Annotated in this window: 15 protein-coding genes and 1 pseudogene; 10 read left to right on the forward strand and 6 right to left on the reverse strand. The window is 73.0% G+C overall.

Going from position 1 to position 19,992, the window contains the following annotated elements; all coding sequences use genetic code 11:
* The first annotated feature begins 32 nt into the window (after positions 1-32).
* The 4 genes from AC0665_RS09570 to AC0665_RS09585 all read left to right on the forward strand — a co-directional run bounded on the left by AC0665_RS09570 (position 33) and on the right by AC0665_RS09585 (position 4,887).
* Positions 33-1,859 carry a gamma-glutamyltransferase family protein gene (locus tag AC0665_RS09570; protein ID WP_478510159.1) on the forward strand — a complete coding sequence of 609 codons (1,827 nt, stop codon included), beginning with the start codon at positions 33-35 and terminating at the stop codon, positions 1,857-1,859.
* An 86-nt stretch (positions 1,860-1,945) separates the two neighbouring features.
* The gene (locus AC0665_RS09575) at positions 1,946-2,791 is read left to right on the forward strand and encodes an inositol monophosphatase family protein (RefSeq protein ID WP_478705026.1); all 846 of its coding nucleotides are present in this window, start codon (positions 1,946-1,948) and stop codon (positions 2,789-2,791) included.
* 180 nt (positions 2,792-2,971) lie between these two features.
* A complete protein-coding gene (locus tag AC0665_RS09580) occupies positions 2,972-4,381 on the forward strand; it encodes a phytoene desaturase family protein (protein WP_478704749.1) in 1,410 nt (469 codons plus the stop codon).
* A complete protein-coding gene (locus AC0665_RS09585) occupies positions 4,378-4,887 on the forward strand; it encodes an O-acetyl-ADP-ribose deacetylase (RefSeq protein ID WP_478510158.1) in 510 nt (169 codons plus the stop codon). Before AC0665_RS09580 ends, AC0665_RS09585 begins: the two co-directional genes overlap by 4 nt.
* Positions 4,888-4,905: 18 nt before the next feature.
* Here the strand turns inward: AC0665_RS09585 and AC0665_RS09590 are convergent, their stop codons facing one another.
* From AC0665_RS09590 to AC0665_RS09600, 3 genes are all read right to left on the reverse strand, one after another.
* Positions 4,906-5,739 (reverse strand): class II glutamine amidotransferase, encoded by an 834-nt coding sequence (locus AC0665_RS09590; protein ID WP_363122138.1) that lies wholly within the window; start codon positions 5,737-5,739, stop codon positions 4,906-4,908.
* 977 nt (positions 5,740-6,716) lie between these two features.
* Entirely contained in the window at positions 6,717-8,126 is a 1,410-nt protein-coding gene (locus tag AC0665_RS09595; protein WP_478704750.1) for a DUF2252 domain-containing protein, read from the reverse strand.
* 3 nt (positions 8,127-8,129) lie between these two features.
* Complete coding sequence (locus AC0665_RS09600) at positions 8,130-8,705, reverse strand: potassium channel family protein (RefSeq protein WP_478609477.1); 576 nt, start codon at positions 8,703-8,705, stop codon at positions 8,130-8,132.
* A gap of 185 nt (positions 8,706-8,890) precedes the next feature.
* Here AC0665_RS09600 and AC0665_RS09605 point away from each other — a divergent pair, with 185 nt between their 5' ends.
* Positions 8,891-9,361 (forward strand): SHOCT domain-containing protein, encoded by a 471-nt coding sequence (locus AC0665_RS09605; protein ID WP_478609474.1) that lies wholly within the window; start codon positions 8,891-8,893, stop codon positions 9,359-9,361.
* Positions 9,362-9,393: 32 nt separating this feature from the next.
* A complete protein-coding gene (locus tag AC0665_RS09610; RefSeq protein ID WP_363122142.1) occupies positions 9,394-9,810 on the forward strand; it encodes a DUF7144 family membrane protein in 417 nt (138 codons plus the stop codon).
* A gap of 11 nt (positions 9,811-9,821) precedes the next feature.
* Here AC0665_RS09610 and AC0665_RS09615 read toward each other — a convergent pair whose 3' ends face one another.
* Positions 9,822-11,867, reverse strand: coding sequence for a SpoIIE family protein phosphatase (locus tag AC0665_RS09615; protein WP_478609471.1), 2,046 nt, complete (start codon positions 11,865-11,867; stop codon positions 9,822-9,824).
* Between the two features lie 636 nt (positions 11,868-12,503).
* Between AC0665_RS09615 and AC0665_RS09620 the strand changes: the two genes are divergently transcribed.
* A complete protein-coding gene (locus AC0665_RS09620) occupies positions 12,504-16,406 on the forward strand; it encodes a glycoside hydrolase family 2 TIM barrel-domain containing protein (protein ID WP_478704751.1) in 3,903 nt (1,300 codons plus the stop codon).
* A gap of 27 nt (positions 16,407-16,433) precedes the next feature.
* Here the strand turns inward: AC0665_RS09620 and AC0665_RS09625 are convergent, their stop codons facing one another.
* Positions 16,434-16,796 (reverse strand): ArsR/SmtB family transcription factor, encoded by a 363-nt coding sequence (locus AC0665_RS09625; protein ID WP_478609465.1) that lies wholly within the window; start codon positions 16,794-16,796, stop codon positions 16,434-16,436.
* Positions 16,797-16,939: 143 nt separating this feature from the next.
* On the opposite strand from AC0665_RS09625, the gene AC0665_RS09630 reads away from it, so the two are divergent.
* The 3 genes and pseudogenes from AC0665_RS09630 to AC0665_RS09640 form a co-directional block, all read left to right on the forward strand.
* Complete coding sequence (locus AC0665_RS09630; RefSeq protein ID WP_478705027.1) at positions 16,940-18,409, forward strand: AlkA N-terminal domain-containing protein; 1,470 nt, start codon at positions 16,940-16,942, stop codon at positions 18,407-18,409.
* Positions 18,410-18,418: 9 nt separating this feature from the next.
* On the forward strand, positions 18,419-18,901 hold the full coding sequence (locus AC0665_RS09635; RefSeq protein WP_468403543.1) for a methylated-DNA--[protein]-cysteine S-methyltransferase: 483 nt from the start codon (positions 18,419-18,421) through the stop codon (positions 18,899-18,901).
* Positions 18,902-18,914: 13 nt separating this feature from the next.
* A pseudogene (locus AC0665_RS09640) lies at positions 18,915-19,236 on the forward strand (VOC family protein); the annotation flags it as partial.
* Here the strand turns inward: AC0665_RS09640 and AC0665_RS09645 are convergent.
* Positions 19,196-19,951 carry an SIR2 family NAD-dependent protein deacylase gene (locus AC0665_RS09645; protein WP_478704752.1) on the reverse strand — a complete coding sequence of 252 codons (756 nt, stop codon included), beginning with the start codon at positions 19,949-19,951 and terminating at the stop codon, positions 19,196-19,198. The pseudogene AC0665_RS09640 and the gene AC0665_RS09645 sit on opposite strands and share 41 nt — an antisense overlap.
* Positions 19,952-19,992: the final 41 nt, after the last annotated feature.

A 19,992-nucleotide genomic window follows, 5' to 3' on the forward strand; every position in this document is an offset into this window, starting at 1 on the left:
CGGAACGCGTAAACAGCGAGGTGAGAGGCCGTATGTTCACGACCCGCCCCACCCTCCAGGGCACCTTCGGCATGGTCTCCTCCACCCACTGGCTCGCCTCGCAGTCCGCGATGGCCGTGCTGGAGGGCGGCGGCAACGCCTACGACGCGGCCGTGGCGGGCGCCTTCGTGCTGCACGTCGTCGAGCCGCACCTCAACGGCCCGGCCGGCGAGGTGCCGATCCTGCTCGCACCGGCCGGCGGGGAGGTGCGGGTGCTGTGCGGCCAGGGCGTCGCACCGGCCGGAGCGACTATCGCGCACTACCGGGGACTCGGCCTCGACCTCGTCCCCGGCACCGGCCCGCTCGCCGCGGCCGTGCCCGGCGCGTTCGACGCCTGGATGCTGCTGCTGCGCGACCACGGCACCAGGTCCCTCGACGAGGTCCTGAAGTACGCCATCGGCTACGCCGAGCACGGCCACGCGCCGGTGGAGCGCGTCGGCGAGACCGTCGAGACCGTGCGCGAGCTGTTCGAGACGGAGTGGACCTCCTCGGCGGACGTCTACCTCCCCGGCGGCAAGGCGCCGCGCCCCGGCGAGCTCTTCGCCAACCCCGCGCTCGCCGCCACCTGGAAGCGGCTGCTCGCCGAGACCGCCGGCGCGGGTGACCGGGAGGCGCGGATCGAGGCGGCCCGGCGGGTGTGGCGCACCGGGTTCATCGCCGACGCCCTCGTCCGGCAGGCCGGGCGCCCCACCAGGGACACCAGCGGGGAGCGCCATACCGGCACCCTCACGGCCGCCGATCTCGCCGGCTGGTCCGCGACCTACGAGACCCCGGTGACGTACGACTGGAACGGCTGGACCCTGTGCAAGCCCGGCCCGTGGAGCCAGGGCCCCGTCCTGCTCCAGCAACTCGCCCTGCTCCCGCCCGACCTGCCCCGTCCCGGCTCGGCCGATCACGTCCACCTCCTGGTCGAGAACTGCAAGCTCGCCATGGCCGACCGGGAGGCCTGGTACGGGGACGCCGCCCACGTGCCGCTCGACGACCTGCTGTCCGACGCGTACAACACCGCCCGCCGCGCCCTCGTCGGCGAGCGTGCCGAGAACGACCTGCGGCCCGGCAGTCCCGGCGGACGCACGCCCAGGCTGTGCGCGCACGCGCGCGTGGCGGCCGCCGCACAGGAAGGCTTCGACGCCCTGGGCGTCGGCGAACCGACCGTCGCCAAGAGCCCGGCGTCCCCTGTGCCGGGCGAGCCGGAGATCCTCGCCGACGGGACCACCCGCGGCGACACCTGCCACCTCGACGTCGTCGACCGCTGGGGCAACATGGTCTCGGCCACCCCCAGCGGCGGCTGGCTCCAGTCCAACCCTGTCGTGCCCGAACTCGGCTTCCCGCTCGGCACCCGGCTCCAGATGACCTGGCTGGAGGAGGGGCTGCCCAACTCCCTGACCCCCGGACGCCGCCCCCGCACCACCCTGACGCCCTCGATCGCCCTGCGCGACGGCGTGCCCGTCATGGCGTTCGGCACGCCCGGCGGGGACCAGCAGGACCAGTGGCAGTTGCACTTCTTCCTCGCGGTCGCGCTGCGCCCGCCCGTGCGCGGCGGCCTCGACCTCCAGGGCGCGATCGACGCCCCGAACTGGCACAACGACAGCTTTCCCGGCTCCTTCTACCCGCGCGGCATGCGCCCCGGCAGCGTGACCGTGGAGTCCCGCACCGACCCGGCCGTCGTCGCGGAACTGCGGCGCCGCGGCCACGACGTGACCGTCGGCGGACCCTGGTCGGAGGGCCGGCTGTGCGTGGTCGCACGGGACCCGGAGACCGGCGTGCTGTCGGCGGCGGCGAACCCGCGCGGGATGCAGGGATACGCGGTGGGTCGCTGACCGGGCGGAGGGCTGTTCATCGCGATGCCACCCGGAGTGCACCCGCCGGGGGCGCCCTGTCAGTGGCGCGTGGTGTCATGGGAGATGTGATCGACATGACCGAAACCATCGAAGAGTTTCTCGCAGAGCACGCCCCCGACGTCGAAGAGGCGATCCGCACGGCGGCCGCCACCGAGATCATGCCGCGCTGGCGCCGGCTCGCCGCGCACGAGGTCGACCAGAAGAGCGGCCCGCACGACCTGGTGACCGACGCCGACCGCAAGGCCGAGCTGTACCTGACCGGGGTGCTGACGGCCCTGCTGCCCGGCTCGGTCGTGGTCGGCGAGGAGGCGGTCCACGCCAACCCCGCGTCCTACGAGGCGATCCAGGGCGACGCCCCGGTCTGGATCGTCGACCCGGTCGACGGGACCCGGCAGTTCGTGCGCGGCGAGGCCGGGTTCTGCACCCTGGTCGCGCTGGCACGCGGCGGCACCCTGCTCGCGTCCTGGACGTACGCGCCCGCCCGTGACCGGCTCGCCACCGCCCAGCGGGGCAAGGGCGCCCACCTCGACGGGGAGCGGCTGTTCGCCGGAGTGCCGGAGCCCGGCCGCGACCTGCGCGTGGCCACCTCCCACCCGGACTACACGACGGACCAGGAGAAGCAGGCCCTGCTCAGCCTGCGCACCGACGGAGTGGAATCGCGCCCGTGCGGCTCGGCCGGACTGGAGTATCTCGCCATCGCCCGCGGCGAGTTGGACGCGGTCGCGTTCTCGTGGGAAGCCGCCTGGGACCACGCGGCCGGTCTGCTCCTGGTCGAAGAGGCGGGCGGCGCTCATCTGACCCGCTCGGGCGAGCCGTTCCGCATCACGGGCGGCAATGTCCTGCCCTTCACCGCGGCCCGGGACGCGGCCACGGCCCGCAAGGTGGCGGGCCTGCTCGCGGGCGGTGCCTGAGCACCCGGCCGGTCGCCCGGCGCACACGAACGGACACCCAGCGTGCGCCGACGAGGTCTCCGGCCGGAGCAAACCGGCCTTTCCCGGCCGAAACAGCCCGCGTCCGGTGACGGACAGTCCCCGGGCCTATCCTGATCCTCAGTGGCCGTCGGCTGACGAAGGGGTCCGACAGTGCAGTCGATGCTCGATGCCGTCGTAGTGGGTGCGGGGCCGAACGGACTGACCGCGGCCGTGGAACTGGCCCGCCGCGGCTTCTCCGTCGCCGTCTTCGAGGCCAAGGGCACCGTGGGCGGCGGGGCCCGCACCGAGGAGCTCACCCTCCCCGGCTTCCGGCACGACCCGTGCTCCGCGGCCCATCCGCTCGCCGTCAACTCACCGGCGTTCCGCGCCCTGCCGCTCGAGCGCTACGGCCTGGAGTGGCTGCATGCCGAGCTGCCCATGGCGCATCCCTTCCCCGACGGCAGGGCGGCCGTGCTGGCCCGGACGGTCGGTGAGACGGCCGCCTCCTTCGGCCCGCGCGACGCTGGCGCGTACCGCAAGCTCGTCGCGCCGTTCCTGCCCAAGTGGGACACCCTCGCCCGGGACTTCATGTCCCTGCCGCTGACCGCGCTGCCCCGCGACCCGGTCACCCTCGCCCGCTTCGGCCTGACCGGGCTGCCCCCGTCGACGCTGCTGATGCGCCGCTTCCGCGACGAACCGGCCAAGGCCCTCTTCTCCGGGCTCGTCGCCCACGTCATGGCACCCCTCGGCGGCCTCGGCACCGGCGCCGTCGGCCTGGTCTTCGCCCTTGCGGCCCACGCCCGCGGCTGGCCCGTCGCCCGCGGCGGCTCCCAGTCCCTCTCCGACGCCCTCGCCGCCTACCTGCGCGACCTCGGCGGCAGCGTCCACACCGACTACGAGGTCAAGCGCCTCGACGACCTGCCACCGGCCCGGGCGTACGTCTTCGACACCTCGCCCACCGCCCTGGCCCGCATCGCCGGCCTCGGCAACCACTACGGCGACTACCGCTACGGACCGGGCGCCTTCAAAATCGACTACGCCCTGGACGGCCCCGTGCCGTGGACCGCGAAGGAGGCCCGCGTCGCCGGCACGGTGCAGGTCGGCGCGGACAGCGCGGAGATCGGCGCCGCCCTGCGCGCGGTGTCCCGGGAGTGCAGGGCCCCCGACAAGCCGTTCCTGATCACGGTGCAGCCGAGCGTCGTCGACCCCACCCGGGCCCCGGCCGGCAAGCACGTCTTCTGGGCCTACGGGCACGTCCCGCACGGCTGGACCGGCGACCTCACCGACACCATCGAGCGTCAACTGGAGCGCTTCGCCCCGGGGTTCCGCGACCGCGTCCTGGCCCGGGCCACGGCCGGCCCGCCCGAACTCGCCGCCCGCAACGCCAACTACGTCGGCGGGGACATCGCCTCCGGCGCGGCCTCCGGCCTCCAGCTCCTGCTGCGCCCCAAGCCCACCCTGTTCCCCTACCACACCCCTCATCCGGCCGTGTTCATCTGCTCGTCGGCGACCCCGCCGGGCCCTGGAGTGCACGGCATGTCGGGGCACAACGCGGCCAAGGCCGTATGGAAGCGACTGAGGCAGACATGACCACCATCGAACTGGTCCGGGGCGACATCACCCGCGAGAGCGTCGACGCGATCGTCAACGCCGCCAACTCCTCACTGCTGGGCGGGGGAGGGGTCGACGGGGCCATCCACCGCCGCGGCGGCCCCGCCATCCTGGAGGACTGCCGCAGGCTCCGCGCGGCGCACCTCGGCAAGGGCCTGCCCACCGGACAGGCCGTCGCCACCACCGCGGGCGACCTCGACGCCCGCTGGGTCATCCACACCGTCGGCCCGGTGTTCAGCACCGGCGAGGACCGCTCCGGCCTCCTCGCCTCCTGCTACCGCGAGTCGCTGCGCGTCGCCGGCGAACTCGGCGCCCGCAGCGTCGCCTTCCCCGCGATCTCCACCGGCGTCTACGGCTGGCCCATGGACGACGGCGCCCGTATCGCGCTGGCGACCGTACGGGCGGCGGACACCACCGTCGAGGAGGTCAGGTTCGTCCTCTTCGACCAGCCCGCCTACGAGGCGTTCGCCGCGCACCTGCGCTGAGGCGGAGGACCTCAGCGATCAGACGGGCTCGGGCTCGAAGTGCCGCAGCAGGTACCGGCCGGGCTGCACGACGCCGTACGTGCTCTCCGGTACGGCGTTCCACACGCCCGGGAGATCGCCCAGCGGCTCCGACACGACCAGCCGCGTCTCGTCGGAGAGATGGTTGAGGAACCCCAGGTCGGGGTGGAGAGCCCGGACGTCCTCCACCCTGCTGCTGTAGTACAGCGACCGTGACGTGCCGGCGCTGGAGTACCGGAAGAACCACACCCGCTCCCCGTCGGTGACCGCGACGGTCATCTGCAGCGGCTGCGGCACCCCGTGCTCCCGGCCCAGCCGCTCGATCAGCCCCGTCATCCGGGCCACCGCGCCCGGCGGATCACCGTCCAGCCCGAAGGTGAGCGCCACGTGGAACATCACCTCGGAGTCCGTCGTGCCCTCCAGCGACGGGAACAGCCCCGGGTCCACGGCCAGCATCAGGTCCCGGCGCAGTGCGCGGAACCCGTCGATCGCCCCGTTGTGCATCCACATCCAGCGCCCGTGGCGGAACGGATGGCAGTTCGTCTGCTGCACGGCCGAGCCGGTGGAGGCACGCACATGCGCGAAGAACAGGGGCGAGCGGACGTGGTCGGCGATCTCGCGCAGGTTGCGGTTGCTCCAGGCCGGTCCGGTGTCCCGGATGACGGCGGGGGTGCGCAGGTGCCACGCGTACCAGCCCACGCCGAAACCGTCGCCGTTGGTGGTCTCCACCCCCATCCGCGCGTGCAGGCTCTGGTCGATCAGGGAGTGCTCCGGGCGGTAGAGGACGTCGTCGAGCAGCACGGGAGTGCCCGAGTAGGCGAGCCAGCGGCACATGGCCGATACCCCCGTTCCGAGCCGCCTGGGCAGGGCCGCACGGCTCCGTAGGCGAGGTGCGTGCACCCCAGCGAACCCCTCCCGCGCCCGCCCCGCATCGCCCGCCACGGGTGGTTCTGCTTCCCCGCCCACCGCCCCGGGCAGGACTGCCCGCCTCGCCCCGGCCACCGTCGGCCGCGGCCCGTTCCGGGAAGAACCGCCCAGCCGGCCCGACGGTGACCGCCCGCACCGCCCTGGCCGCCCACGGGACCGGCAACCGCCCGCACGGGTGGCTGCCCGCGTGCGCGGCCAGTCCCGGGGGAGAACTGCCTGGCCGGGCCGACGGTGACCGCCCGCGCCATCCTGACCCTCACGGGACCGACTACCGCCCGCACGGGTGGCCGTCCGCATGCTCCGGGGCTGGCCGCGCAGCCCGTCTCGGGGGAGAACTGCCTGGCCGGACCGACGGTGGACGTCGGCGCCGCCCTGACCCTCACGGGACCGGTGACCGCCCGCACGGGTGGCCGTCCGCATGGTCCGGGACGGCGGGGTGGTCCGTCCCGGGGAAGAACTGCCTGGCCGGACCGACGGTGACCGTCCGCGCCGCCTTGGCCGCCCACGGGGCCGGTGACCGCCCGCACGGGTGGCCGTCCGCGTCCTCCGGGGCCGGCCGCGCAGCCCGTCCCGGGGGAGAACTGCCCGCCCGGACCGACGGTGACCGCCCGTGCCGCCCTGGCCGCCCACGGGGCCGGTGACCGCCCCCACGGGTGACCGTCCGCCTGCTTCAGGCACGGTCGTCGCGAGCGGCTGTGCCGGCCGTCGCCGGAGGCGGGCCCGTGGGTTGTCCTGCGCCGAAACCGCCGGCCTGGCCCGGCGCGGCTCGCTCCCGGTCCCGCCCGTCGGGCGCCGAGCGGCCCGGCCCCGGTCGACGCAGACGGAGACGGAGACGGAGACAGCACCGCCCCGCGCACCCTCCCGTGCCGGAGGGGGCCGGGCGGTCACTCCGTCGCTGCGGAGATACGGCCCGAGCGGACCGCCGCGCCCAGGGCCTCGAAATCCCGCTCGTTCTGATCGGCGTACGCCTGCGCGAACGCGGTGAGCGCGCGGTCGAAGCGGTCGCCGCGGCCCAGGTAGGCCGCGATGGCGACGGGATCGCCCGAGCGGGCGTGGGCCCGCGCCAGGCTCGCGCCGCACAGCTGCCCGAACAGCCGGAGCAGGCCGGGGTCCATGGTCTCCGGCCGGGCGATGCCCTTCCAGTCCCGCAACTGCCGTACGTAGAAGTCCCGCTCGTGCCCGTCGAGCCCCACCGCGTGGGTCCAGCCCAGCAGGATGTCGCTGGTCGTCTGGATCAGCCGCTGTCCCGCCACAACGCGCCGGCCCTGGTTGTCCCAGCGGCCACCACCGCTGTGGGCGGCGAGCACCGACTCCTGGGCCTCCTTGGCCTGGAGCAGCAGCGGATCGTCGTCGTCCCGGCCGAGGAGCAGCACGATCCAGCACCGGGTGCCGACGCTGCCGACCCCGACCACCTTGCGGGCGATGTCGACCAGCCGGTAGCGGCGCAGCAGATGCCGGCGCTCCGAGGACAGGGACCGGGCGTAGCCGTCCAGGACGGCGCGCAGCTCCTGCTCCTGGCCGTGCGGCGAGCTGTCGGTCACCAGGTCCCGCAACGGGGTGATCAGCGGTGGGTCCGGTGTGATCCGCCGCCCCTGGGCCGTGGCCCGGGTGAGCTTCTCGTAGGCCTGCGTATGGGTGCGGGTCCGGGCGCTCGCCGTGGCCCGGGCGGTGCGTCGCCGGGCCTCCTTGGACAGCGACGCGGCCATCAGTTCGCGCATGCGGTCGGCGTCGTCCTGGGCGTACCAGATGTCCAGCGTGCGCATCCGGGCGAACTCCCGCATCCGCCGCCGGTAGGTCCGGACACATGTCTCCACCGCGCTGTTCTGCTGTGCCGCCGAGAAGCCGTTGGCCCGGCCGGCGATGGCGAAACTGGCCGCGAGCCGTTTGACGTCCCACTCGAAGGGCCCGGCCAGCGTCTCGTCGAAGTCGTTGATGTCGAAGACCAGATGGCGCTCCGGCGAGGCCAGCAGCCGGAAGTTCAGCAGATGGGCGTCCCCGCACAGCTGTACCCGCAGCCCGGTGTCGGTGGTGGCCCCGAGGTCGGCCGCCATGATCGCCGCCGCGCCTCGGTAGAACCGGAACGGCGACTGGAGCATGCGGCCGTAGCGCAGCGGCACCAACTCCGGTACGCGGGTGGCCGACTGGCGCTCCACCACCTCGACCGGGTCGAACCGGTCCGGGCCCGCCTCGAACCCGGCCTGCGACGAGCGCGGCACGCGCTTGCGCGCGTCCCGGCCCGTGGCCGCCCGTTCGGCCGGTGACAGGAAGGTCGAGAAGGGGCTCGGTTCGGTCATGGCTCAGCGCTCCGGCCGCGAGGGGAAGTCGTCCGAGGGATCCCGGCCCTGCCGGCGCAGTCCCGCCTGCACCGCGCCCGCCAGGATCCGTGCCGCCACGCCCACCAGCAGCAGCCCGCCGGTCATCTGCACCATCGTCAGCACCCGCCCCGTCTGGGACCGGGCCGCGATGTCTCCGTAGCCGACGGTGGTGAAGGTGGTGAGCGTGAAATACAGGGAGTCCGTCTTGGTCAGCGGCTCGCTGAACGAGCCCGGGGTGTTGTGCTCCAGCAGGTAGTAGGCGCCGGCGAAGAGCAGCAGGAACAGCGCCAGCGTCGTCCCCAGGGCCTCGACGGCCTTCAGCCGGGGGTGGGACGAGGTCACGATGGCCCGCACCTCCCACCAGAAGACCACGGTCACGAGCAGCAGACCGCAGACCAGCACCACCGAGTCGCCGCTCGTGGCGCGCCCGTCCAGCGGCAGCACGTAGTAGACGGCGACGAGCCCGGCCGCGATCAGGAGGGTCCGCACGAGGGCCGAGACCGCCGCACGCCGGTGCCCCGGCCGCCGCCGGTACGGCACCTTCGCTGGTCGGTCCATCGCGTGACTCTCGGTCTCGGTCCTGCCCGGCACCCGGACACCCCACAAGGCCTGCCCCACCACTCCAGCGCCCTGGCGCCGCGCGGGGATCACCCGCCACGGGTGAGGCAGCCCGGCCCGGACCCCCGGCAGGCTGGGATCGACGGGGACGGCCGTCGGGCGTGCCCCCGGATCGGAGGACGGACATGAGTGCGCAGACCTACCTGGCGTACGACTTCCCCCTGCTGAGCGCCTTCTGGTCGATGCTGTGGTTCTTCCTCTGGATCATGTGGTTCGTCCTGCTCTTCCGGGTGATCCTCGACATCTTCCGCGACGACTCCCTGAGCGGCGGGGCCAAGGCCGGCTGGCTGGTCTTCTGTGTCGTCCTGCCCTTCCTGGGCGTCTTCGTGTACGTCCTCGCCCGCGGCCGGAACATGGGCCGCCGGGAGACGGACCGGGCCCGCGCGCAGCAGCAGGCCTTCGACAGCCACATCAGGGAGACCGCCCGGAGCGGCGAGGACCGGCCCAGCAGCGTCGACGAGCTCGCCCGGCTGTCCGAGATCCGCTCCCGCGGTGACATCACGGACGAGGAGTTCCGCAGGGCCAAGGAGCTGGTGCTGAGCGGCTCCGGAACCTCGGGGGCCTCCGCCCCCGGTACCCCCACCTCCGGTCGCTGACCGCGCCGGACCCGGCAGAAACGAGGCAGCAGATGACCGCCACTCACCCCACGCACGGGCACACGTCGGCGAGGCACGGCCTGGCCACCGGAATGATGGTCTTCGCGGCCGTCATGCTGATGATCGCCGGGATCCTGGCCGTCTTCCGCGGCATCGCGGCGATCGCCGAGGACGAGGTCTTCGTCTCGACCCGGAACTACATCTTCGCGTTCGATCTCACCGGCTGGGGCTGGATCCACCTCATCCTGGGCGTGGTCGCCGTCCTCGTCAGCCTGGGCCTGTTCCAGGGGGCGGGCTGGGCGCGTGCCACCGGCGTGGGCATCGCGGGACTCGTCATCATCGCCAACTTCCTGTCCCTGCCAGCCTACCCGGTCTGGTCCGTGGTCATGATCGCGATGTCCGCGTTCATCATCTGGGCCCTGTGCGCTCCCCGCAGGGGTGATGCCTGAGCCGTCGCTGTTCAGGCCCGCGTGCGGACCAGCAGCAGGGCCACATCGTCGTCCGGTTCCGGACTCAGCGCGCCGAGCAGACTGTCGCTCGCGCGCTGAAGGCTGGGCCCGGCCGTCCGGAGCAGCCGGGTCAGGGTGTCGATGCCGGCGTCGATCGGCTCCACGCGGTTCTCCACCAGCCCGTCCGTGTACAGGGCGAGCAGCGAGCCGGGGGCGAGGTCCACCTCCACCGTGCCGAACTCCACACCGCCGACCCCGAGCGGCACACCGCCCGGTACGTCGATGAGCCGCGCCTCGCCGTCCGCCCCGACCAGCACCGGCGGCAGATGCCCCGCGCTGGACAGCTCACAGGTGCCGCGCCGCAGGTCGCACACCGCGTACACGCAGGTGGCGATCGCGTCCCCGAGGGAGCCGGCGATGTCGTCCAGGTGCCGCAGCAGCTCGGCGGGCGGCAGATCCAGCCGGGCCAGAGCCCGGGTCGCCGTGCTCAGCTGTCCCATGATCGCCGCGGCCTGCACGCCCTTGCCCATGACGTCCCCCACGACCAGCCCGGTGCGGCCCGGGCCCAGCGGCAGGACGTCGTACCAGTCGCCGCCGACCTCGCTGAGGGCCGGGCGGTAGCGGGCGGCGATGTCCAGTCCCTCCCGCTCGGCGGGCGTGCTGGGCAGCAGGCTGCGCTGGAGGGTCAGGGCGGTGCCGCGTTCGCGGCCGTAGAGGCGGGCGTTGTCCATGCAGATCGCGGCGCGGGCGGAGAGTTCCGAGGCGAGCACCCGGTCCCGGTCGTCGAAGGGGCGCTCGTTGACCGTGCGGAACAGCGACAGCGTGCCGAGCACCTTGCCGCGGGCCATCAGCGGCAGCGCCAGGTAGGAGTGGGCCCCGGCCTCGTGCAGGGCCTGGGCGGCCCGCGCGTCCCGCGCCAGACGCCGCAGCATCCTGCCGTCCACGTGCTCGACCAGGACCGGGCGGGCATGGCGGACGCACTGAGTGATGATCCGTGACGAGCCGTACGTGGCCAGCTCGCCCACCGGGTCGGCGGCGTGGATGGCGTCGGTGGGGTAGCCGGCCGCGACGGCCAGTGCCCGGAACTCGGCCGGGGCGCCGCCCGACACGGGCACGATGGTGCCGCCGGCGACGACGGACTCCAGCACGTCCACGGCGGCCAGGTCCGCGAGGTGCGGCACGACCACGTCGGCCAGTTCCCTGGCGGTCTGCTGGAGGTCGAGCGTGGTGCCGATCCTCACCCCCGCGTCGGCGATCACCGACAGGTGCTGGCGGGCCTGTGCGACCTCGGCGGCGGCCTGCTGGCGCTCGGTGACGTCCAGCACGGCCATCGCCAGTCCGAGCACCCGGCCGTCGGTGTCCTCGATGCGGTGGTACGACTCGGAGTAGGCGCGGTCCTGGTCGTCCGCCGCCGTCCGGCCGACGGTCTGCTGGTCGAGCAGCGGCCTGCCGGTCTCCAGGACGTGCCGCATCCGGGCCTCGATGGTCGGCACGTCCAGGTCCGGCAGCACCTCGCCGATCCGGCGCCCCAGCACGGCCTCCTCGGGCACGCCGTTGATCCGCTCCAGCGCGGGGTTGACCCCGACCCAGCGCAGGTCGTTGTCGAAGACGGCGATGCCGAGCGGGGTCTGGTTGACGAGGCTGTGCGAGAGAGCCAGGTCCCGCTCCACCTTCCGCACGGTCGTGGCGTCCGTGGCGAGCCCCAGCAGGTGGGGCTGCCCGTCGGGGTCGAGCAGGCGCATCGTGCGGAACTCCACGGCACGTTCCGTGCCGTCGCGATGCCGCAGCGGGAACACTCCCGCCCATCGCGCACCCGTGCTGACCTGGGCGAACAGTTCCCTGCCCCGGGTGCGGTTCGCGGGGGAGACCAGGAGGGTGTCGGCGCGCTGCCGCAGGGCCTCCTGCGCGGTCCAGCCGAGCAGCTGTTCGATCTCGGGGCTCCACAGCGCGATGTGCCCGCCCGCGTCCAGGACCACGGCCGCGACCTTCAACAGATCCAGCAGTCCGCCGGGCGCGGCCGTGACGGCGTCGGGGTCCGAGGTCGCATACCCGTTCATGCGAGCCGCTCCTTCTTCCGGCGCGGCAAAAGGTACCGCCAAGATCTGTTGCGCGGGCTGTCCGATGAGGTCACATTACGGTCGGAGCAGCAGCACTGTCGCGCCGAAATGACAAAAAGCCGCGGGTGGGCGTGCGGGGTGGGAGGAGCGGTGCCGTGGGGGACCGGATGCCGCGGAGAGGCCGGTCACCGCGGCGGACGGGGCCGCCGGAACCGGCCCGGCGAGTCGGGGACGAGCAGAGGGTGAGCCGGGGGGCGAGCAGAGGGTGAGCCGGGTGTGGGTCGGGGGTGCCGCCGCACGGGACGCCGATCAGGACCCCCGCCGACTGTCCCTCAGACTCTCCAGCCGCCTGTCCGGCCGACTGTCCAGCAGGCCGTCCCGCCCCCTGTCGCGGGCCGCATCCGGCCGGGGCCCGGCCGTGTGACCCCGCGTAACCATCAGGAACGCACAAAGTCCGACGGGATCATTGCTTCGGTTGTGTTCGAGTTCTAGGGTGTGCCTGCTCAGCAGTTGCTCCGTCACCGTGAGTTGCACGCGTACCAACAGAAACACCCATCACGGATGGGCGGTTGGGAATCGCATCTGACATGCCCTCAGTCCGTGCAGCACCCTGTCGAACCGAGGAAGGCCACGGTCATGCCGCACCCGCACCCGCACACCCACCCCTCTCCCGCCGACCGGCCGGTCGTCAGCCGCCGCCGACTGCTGGAGGGCGGAGCCGCCGTGCTCGGCGCGCTCGCCCTGGCCGGGGCGCCCGGCGCGGCGCACGCGGCCGGCCGGCGCCCGGCGGCGGACGCCCCGCCGGAGTGGAACGACGGCCTGGCCACGTACCGGATCGGCACCGAGCCGCCGCACACCACCCTCATGCCGTACGCGGATCTCGGACAGGCGCTGAAAGGCGACCGTGAGCGCTCGCCCTACCGCCTGAGCCTGGACGGCACGTGGAAGTTCGCCTACGTGGACCGCCCCGACGACCGGGACACCGACTTCTACCGCACGGACGTCGACGACTCCGGCTGGGACACCATCCCCGTGCCCTCGGCCTGGCAGCTGCACGGCTACGACTTCCCGATCTACGTCAACATCACCTACCCCTGGTGGGGCCCCAACGGCGGCGGCGAGGACGCCCAGCCGCCGGCCGCCCCGACCCGCTACAACCCCGTCGGCCAGTACCGCCGTACGTTCACCGTGCCCCGCGGCTGGAAGGGTCGGCGCACCTTCCTGCACTTCGAGGGCGTCAAGTCCGCCCACTACGTGTGGATCAACGGCGAACTGGTGGGCTACCACGAGGACTCCTACACCTCCGCCGAGTACGACATCACGCCGCACCTCAAGCCGGGCACCAACCAGATCGCCGTCGAGGTGTACCGCTACTCCGACGCGGAGTGGCTGGAGGACCAGGACATGATCCGGCTGAGCGGCATCTTCCGCTCGGTCCACCTGTACTCCACGCCGAGCGTGCACCTGCGCGACTTCCGCCTGGACACCCCGCTCGGCGACGGCTACACCTCCGCCGAGCTCAAGGTCACCGCGCAGGTGCGCGACTACGGCGGTGAGGGCGGGGGCCGCTACACCGTCGAGACCCAGCTGTACGACGAGCGCGGCCACGCCGTGTGGTCCCGGCCCCTGAACGGGACCGCCGACGTCCCGGACGGCGACGAGACGTCCGTCGAGGTGTCCAGGGCCGTCCCCGCGCCGAGACTCTGGTCGGCCGAGCACCCGAACCTCTACACCGCCGTGCTCCGCCTGCGCGACCCGGCGGGCAAGGTGGTCGAGACGCTCTCGCACCGGGTCGGCTTCCGCGAGTTCGCGCTCAAGGACGGCCTGATGCGCATCAACGGCAAGCCGGTCTCCCTGCGCGGCACCAACCGGCACGAGATGCACCCCGTCACCGGCTCGGCGCTCACCCGCGCGCAGATGGTCCAGGACATCGAGATCATCAAGCGGCTCAACATCAACAGCGTCCGCACCTCGCACTACCCCAACAACCCCCTGTGGCTCGAACTGGCCGATGAGTACGGCCTGTACCTCGTCGACGAGACCAACCTCGAAACCCACGGCATCCGCGACAGGTTCCCGGGCAGCGGCCACCCCGAGTGGACCGAGGCGTGCGTGGTCCGCGCCCAGAACATGGTCCACCGCGACAAGAACCACGCCAGCGTGGTCATCTGGTCCCTCGGCAACGAGGCGGGCGGTGGCACCACCTTCAACGCCATGCACGACTGGATCCGCTCCTACGACTCCACCCGTGTCATCCAGTACGAGGGCGACGACCGCCCGGGCATCAGCGACATCCGCTCCGAGATGTACGACAGCCCGCAGCGCGTCGAGCAGCGCGCCAAGGACACCGGCGACACCCGGCCTTACGTGATGATCGAGTACTCCCACGCGATGGGGAACTCCAGCGGCAACTTCAAGAAGTACTGGGACATCGTCCGCCGCTACGACGTCCTCCAGGGCGGCTGGATCTGGGACTTCGTCGACCAGGCCCTGGCCTGGCCGACGCCGACGCGCAAGCTGCTCACGGAGACCGGGCCCGGTGGGATCCACGGCGAGGTCATCAACCCCAGCGGCACCTTCGACCGCGCCAAGGGCGTCTCCGGCGGCACCGTCTTCGCCCGCGACTCCCGCCTCGACCTCACCGGCTCCCTCACGCTGGAGGCCTGGGTCACCCCGCGCGTGACCGGCTTCCACCAGCCGATCCTCGCCAAGGGCGACACCCAGTACGCCCTCAAGCAGAGCGACAGGAACCTGGAGTTCTTCATCCACGGCGGCGGCCAGTGGGTCACCGCGAGCTGGGCCCTGCCCGAGGACTGGACCGGCAAGGAGCACCACATCGCCGGCGTCTTCGACGCGGACGCGGGCACGCTCACCCTGTACGTCGACGGCCAGGCGCGCGGCAGCAAGACCACGACCAGGCGCCCCGGCGTGAACACCGCCTCCCTGTCCCTCGGCACCGACGTCGACAACCCGACCCGCGAGTTCAGCGGCACCATCCGCCGGGCCCGGGTGTACGCCCGCGCGCTGAGCGCCGCCGAGCTGGCCTCGGACAGCCGCAAGCCGGACGACGAGGGCGTGCGCTTCTGGTTCGACGCCGCCACCGCCGGTTTCACCGAGAAGCGCCCGCGCGACAAGACGTTCTACGCCTACGGCGGCGACTGGGGCGACAACCCCAACGACGGCGCCTTCTCCGGCGACGGCATCGTCACCGCCGACCGCGGCCTCACCGGCAAGTCCGCCGAGGTCAAGCAGATCTACCAGGCGATCAACGCCACTGCGACCTCGGGCGGTCCCGGCGCGGTCACCCTCACCAACGAGTACCTGTTCACCAACCTCCGTGAGTTCGACGGCCGTTGGTCCCTGGTCGCCGACGGTGAGGTCGTCCAACGCGGCCGGCTGACCCGCGACCAGCTGAACGTGGCACCGCTGAGCAGCAAGGACATCAAGATCCCGGTGCGGCTGCCCGCCAGGCCCGAGCCCGGCACGGAGTACTTCCTCCAGCTCTCCTTCACCACCAGGGAAGCCACCCGGTGGGCCAAGGCCGGTTTCGAGGTGGCCAAGCAGCAGCTCGCCCTCGACGCGAACAGCCCCGCCGTGAAGCCCGCACCGCTGCGCGGCGTGCCCACCCTGCGCCACACCGACGGGGACGAGACGGTCACCGTCAAGGGCAAGGGCTTCGCCGTCACCGTCGACAAGAGCAGCGGCACCATCACCTCGTACGAGGCGGGCGGCACCCCGCTCATCACCTCCGGCCCCGTTCCCAACTTCTGGCGGGCGCCCACCGACAACGACCGCGGCAACGGCCAGCACACCCGCAACCAGGTGTGGCGCGACGCCGGAGCCAGGCGGAAGGTGACCGGCGTACGGGTCCGGCCCCTGGACGACCGGGCCGTGGAGATCACCGTCACCGGCACCCTGCCCACCGGCACCGAGTCCACCTACAGCACGACGTACACGGTGTTCGGCAACGGGGAGATCAAGGTCGACAACACGTTGCACCCGGGCGCGGCGAACCTGCCATACATCCCGGAGGTGGGCAATCTGCTGTTCCTGCCGCGGAGCCTGGACCGGCTGCACTACTACGGCCGGGGCCCCGAGGAGAACATGTGGGACCGCAACAACGCCACCGACGTGGGCCTGTACTCCGGCAGCGTCTCCGGGCAGTGGACCTCCTATCTGCGCCCCCAGGAGAACGGCAACAAGACCGATGTCCGCTGGGCCGCGCTGACCGACGGCAGGGGGCGCGGGCTGCTGGTGTCCGGTGAGCCGCTGCTGGAGGTGAACGCATCGCGCTTCACCCCCGAGGACCTGTCCGTCGGGGCGCGCCACGACTACCAGCTCACCCCCCGGGACGCGGTGGTCCTGCGGGTCAACCACCGCCAGATGGGCGTGGGCGGCGACAACAGCTGGGGAGCGCACACGCACGACGAGTTCAAGCTGTTCGCGAACCGCGACTACGCCTACACCTACCGGCTGCGTCCGCTGACGCGGGTGAGCGAGGCGATGGAGGCCTCGCGCCGGCCGACCGCCACCGAATAGCACGACCGGGGGCTCAGCGGCGTCGCCTCAGTCGGCGGCGTCGCTGATGCCCAGGCGCAGATGCTCCACGTGGAAGACGGCCTGGTCGAGCAGCTCGGCGACATGGTGGTCGTGCAACGCGTAGACCACCGAACGGCCCCGCCGCTCACCCACGACCAGGCCCAGATTGCGCAGCAGCCGCAGCTGGTGCGAGCAGGCCGACTGCTCCATTCCCACCTCGGCGGCCAACTCCGTGGCCGGCAGCGGGCCTTCGCGCAGCCGCGCCAGGATCAGCAGCCGGGAGGGCGTGGACAGGGCCTGGAGCGTGGTGGCGACCTTCGCGACGTTGTCGGCGTCCAGGCGTACGCGCTCGCCGGCGTCCTGCGCGGGGGTGACGGCTCCATGACCCATGACGTCATCGTACCGGGCTCGCACGAACACATGAATGAATCTTCATCTGTGCCGGTGAGGTGGTGCGGCACCGGCACGTCGATGTCGGATTCTCGCCAGCCCCGCGCCGCCCGGTGCCGGATGCTGGACGCATGCAGATGGGGATGCACACCGACACCGAGCGCTGCGTACGCGCCGTCCGGTCCAAGGACGCGCGGTTCGACGGCTGGTTCTTCACGGCCGTCCTGACCACCGGCATCTACTGCCGTCCCAGCTGTCCGGTGGTGCCGCCCAAGCCGGAGAACATGGTCTTCCACCCGAGCGCGGCGGCCTGTCAGCAGGCCGGGTTCCGGGCCTGCAAGCGCTGCCGCCCCGACACCAGCCCCGGCTCGCCGGAGTGGAACCAGCGTGCCGACCTCGTGGCCCGCGCCATGCGGCTGATCGCCGACGGAGTCGTGGACCGCGAGGGCGTGCCCGGCCTCGCCGGCCGGCTCGGCTACAGCACCCGGCAGGTCGAGCGGCAGCTCCTCGCCGAGCTCGGCGCGGGCCCCCTCGCGCTCGCCCGCGCCCAGCGCGCCCAGACGGCCCGGCTGCTCATCGAGACGACCGCCCTGCCCATGGCGCAGATCGCCTTCGCCGCCGGATTCGCCTCGATCCGCACCTTCAACGACACGGTCCGTGAGGTCTTCGCCCTGGCCCCGAGCGAGCTGCGCGCCCGCGCCCCGAAGCGGCAGGGCGCGAGCACCCCCGGTGTGCTGTCGCTGCGGCTGCCGTTCCGCGCCCCGCTCAACCCCGACAACCTCTTCGGCCACCTGGCGGCGACGGCCGTACCCGGAGTGGAGGAGTGGCGCGACGGCTCCTACCGCCGCACCCTGCGCCTGCCGTACGGCCACGGCATCGTGGCGCTGACCCCCGGCCCGGACCACATCGCCTGCCGCCTCACCCTCAGCGACCTGCGCGATCTGACCGTCGCCATCAGCCGCTGCCGTCGCCTGCTCGACCTGGACGCCGATCCCGTCGCCATCGACGACCAGTTGCGCACGGACCCGGTCCTGGCGCCCCTGGTCGACAAGGCGCCCGGCCGGCGCGTGCCGCGCACGGTCGACGAGGCCGAGTTCGCCGTCCGGGCGGTGCTCGGCCAGCAGGTCTCCACCGCCGCCGCCCGTACCCACGCGGCCCGCCTGGTCGCGGCGCACGGCGAACCGATCGAGGACCCCGAGGGCGGCCTCACCCACCTCTTCCCGGCCCCCGGGGCCCTCGCGGCGCTCGACCCGCAGACCCTCGCCATGCCGCGCACCCGCCGGGCGACCTTCACCACCCTGGTCCGTGGCCTCGCCGACGGCGCTCTCCACCTGGGTGTGGAGAGCGACTGGCCGCGCACCCGCGCCCAGCTCCTTGCCCTGCCCGGCTTCGGCCCCTGGACGGTCGACGTCATCGCCATGCGCGCCCTCGGCGACCCCGACGCCTTCCTCCCCACCGACCTCGGCATCCGCCGCGCCGCCCGGGAGCTGGGCCTGCCCTCCACCCCGGCCGCGCTCACCGCCCGGGCGGCGGCCTGGCGCCCCTGGCGGGCCTACGCGGTCCAGTACCTCTGGGCGACCGACAGCCACCCGATCAACTTCCTTCCGGTATAGGGACGTCCGATGAAGCAGCACACCGTGACCGACAGCCCGTACGGCCCCCTGACCCTCGTCGCCGACGACGGCGTCCTGTGCGGGCTCTACATGACCGACCAGCGCCACCGCCCGCCGGAGGAGACCTTCGGCACCCGCGACGACACCCTCTTCGCCGAGGCGGAGCAGCAGCTGAAGGCCTACTTCGCGGGGGAACTCGAGGACTTCACCGTCGCCCTGCGTCTGACCGGCACCCCGTTCCAGCGCGCCGTCTGGGACGAGCTGCGCCGCATCCCCTACGGCGAGACCCGCACCTACGGCCGGCTCGCCGACGCCCTCGGCGCCCCCGCGGCCTCCCGCGCGGTCGGCCTCGCCAACGGCCGCAACCCCATCGGCATCATCGTCCCGTGCCACCGCGTCATCGGCGCGAACGGCGGCCTCACCGGATACGGGGGCGGACTGGAGCGCAAGCGGCGGCTGCTGGACTTCGAACGCGGGGCCGCGCTGTTCTGACCCCTCGGTTCTGGACGAGGCCGACGGCCTGTACGGGGCGTTCCGCGCCGGGCTCAAGGCGGCGCACGGCAGGAACCCACCCGGGGGCTGCCCCGCGTCGGGCCGCTCAAGGACATGGCGTACGGCGTGCAGCAGTTCCTCATCACGGACCCCGGAGGCAACTGCTTCAGCTCCTCGTCCTGCGCGCGGACGTCGCGCGGCGGCAAGGCGACGAGGAGACGACCGCGACCGCCCTGGCCCGGGCCGCGGCGCTGGACCTCACCGAAGCCGAGCGCGACCGGGGGCGTGCCGCGCTCACGCGCCTGGCGGACCTGCGGGACTCGACGCGTCCGTGAGGCGGCGCAGCAGCCTCGGCAGCGCCGTGCCGATCGGGTCGCGGACGATCTCGTCGGCCCGGTCGTCGTACGGGGTCGGTTCCGCGTTGGCGATGATCAGGCGGGCGCCGTGGTCGGCGGCGACTTCGGCCAGCCCCGCCGCGGGCTGGACCTGGAGACTGGTGCCGACCGCGATGAACACCTGGCAGGCCTTGCTGATGGCGGCCGCCTCGCCGAGCACGACAGGGTCGAGCCGCTCGCCGAACATCACCGTCGCCGGCTTCAGGATCCCGCCGCACTCCCGGCAGGGCGGGTCGCCCTCCCCGGCCTCGACCCGGGCGAGCACGTCCGGCATCGGGCCGCGGGCAGGGCAGCCGGTGCACACGAAACGCCGTGCCGTGCCGTGCAGTTCGAGCACCTTGCGGTCGGGCATCCCGGCGAGCTGGTGCAGCCCGTCCACGTTCTGCGTGATCACCCGCACCGGCACCCCGGACCGCTCCAGCTCCGCCACCGCCCGGTGCCCGGCGTTGGGCTCGGGGCGCAGCGCGTGGTTCTCCAGCCGCATGCGCCACGACCGGCGGCGGATCTCCGGATCACCCATGTAGTACTCGTACGTGACGAGCTTCTCGGCCTCGGGATCCCGCCGCCACAGCCCCTGGGGCCCGCGGTAGTCCGGAATCCCGGAGTCGGTGCTGATACCGGCACCGGTGAGCAGGGCGACGAGGGGCTTGGCCATGGCACCGAGGGTAGGCGGGGCCGCGGCACGGCCGCGAGCGG

The organism is Streptomyces sp. NPDC043685 (assembly GCF_056436585.1).

Excerpts from the sequence above, each read along its gene's own strand:
- AC0665_RS09645 (WP_478704752.1), bottom strand. The coding sequence starts at position 19,951 with ATGGCCAAGCCCCTCGTCGCCCTGCTCACCGGTGCCGGTATCAGCACC.
- AC0665_RS09630 (WP_478705027.1), top strand. The coding sequence starts at position 16,940 with ATGCACACCGACACCGAGCGCTGCGTACGCGCCGTCCGGTCCAAGGAC.
- AC0665_RS09620 (WP_478704751.1), top strand. The coding sequence starts at position 12,504 with ATGCCGCACCCGCACCCGCACACCCACCCCTCTCCCGCCGACCGGCCG.
- AC0665_RS09610 (WP_363122142.1), top strand. The coding sequence starts at position 9,394 with ATGACCGCCACTCACCCCACGCACGGGCACACGTCGGCGAGGCACGGC.
- AC0665_RS09625 (WP_478609465.1), bottom strand. The coding sequence starts at position 16,796 with ATGGGTCATGGAGCCGTCACCCCCGCGCAGGACGCCGGCGAGCGCGTA.
- AC0665_RS09580 (WP_478704749.1), top strand. The coding sequence starts at position 2,972 with ATGCTCGATGCCGTCGTAGTGGGTGCGGGGCCGAACGGACTGACCGCG.
- AC0665_RS09585 (WP_478510158.1), top strand. The coding sequence starts at position 4,378 with ATGACCACCATCGAACTGGTCCGGGGCGACATCACCCGCGAGAGCGTC.
- AC0665_RS09615 (WP_478609471.1), bottom strand. The coding sequence starts at position 11,867 with ATGAACGGGTATGCGACCTCGGACCCCGACGCCGTCACGGCCGCGCCC.
- AC0665_RS09600 (WP_478609477.1), bottom strand. The coding sequence starts at position 8,705 with ATGGACCGACCAGCGAAGGTGCCGTACCGGCGGCGGCCGGGGCACCGG.
- AC0665_RS09595 (WP_478704750.1), bottom strand. The coding sequence starts at position 8,126 with ATGACCGAACCGAGCCCCTTCTCGACCTTCCTGTCACCGGCCGAACGG.
- AC0665_RS09590 (WP_363122138.1), bottom strand. The coding sequence starts at position 5,739 with ATGTGCCGCTGGCTCGCCTACTCGGGCACTCCCGTGCTGCTCGACGAC.
- AC0665_RS09635 (WP_468403543.1), top strand. The coding sequence starts at position 18,419 with ATGAAGCAGCACACCGTGACCGACAGCCCGTACGGCCCCCTGACCCTC.
- AC0665_RS09570 (WP_478510159.1), top strand. The coding sequence starts at position 33 with ATGTTCACGACCCGCCCCACCCTCCAGGGCACCTTCGGCATGGTCTCC.
- AC0665_RS09605 (WP_478609474.1), top strand. The coding sequence starts at position 8,891 with ATGAGTGCGCAGACCTACCTGGCGTACGACTTCCCCCTGCTGAGCGCC.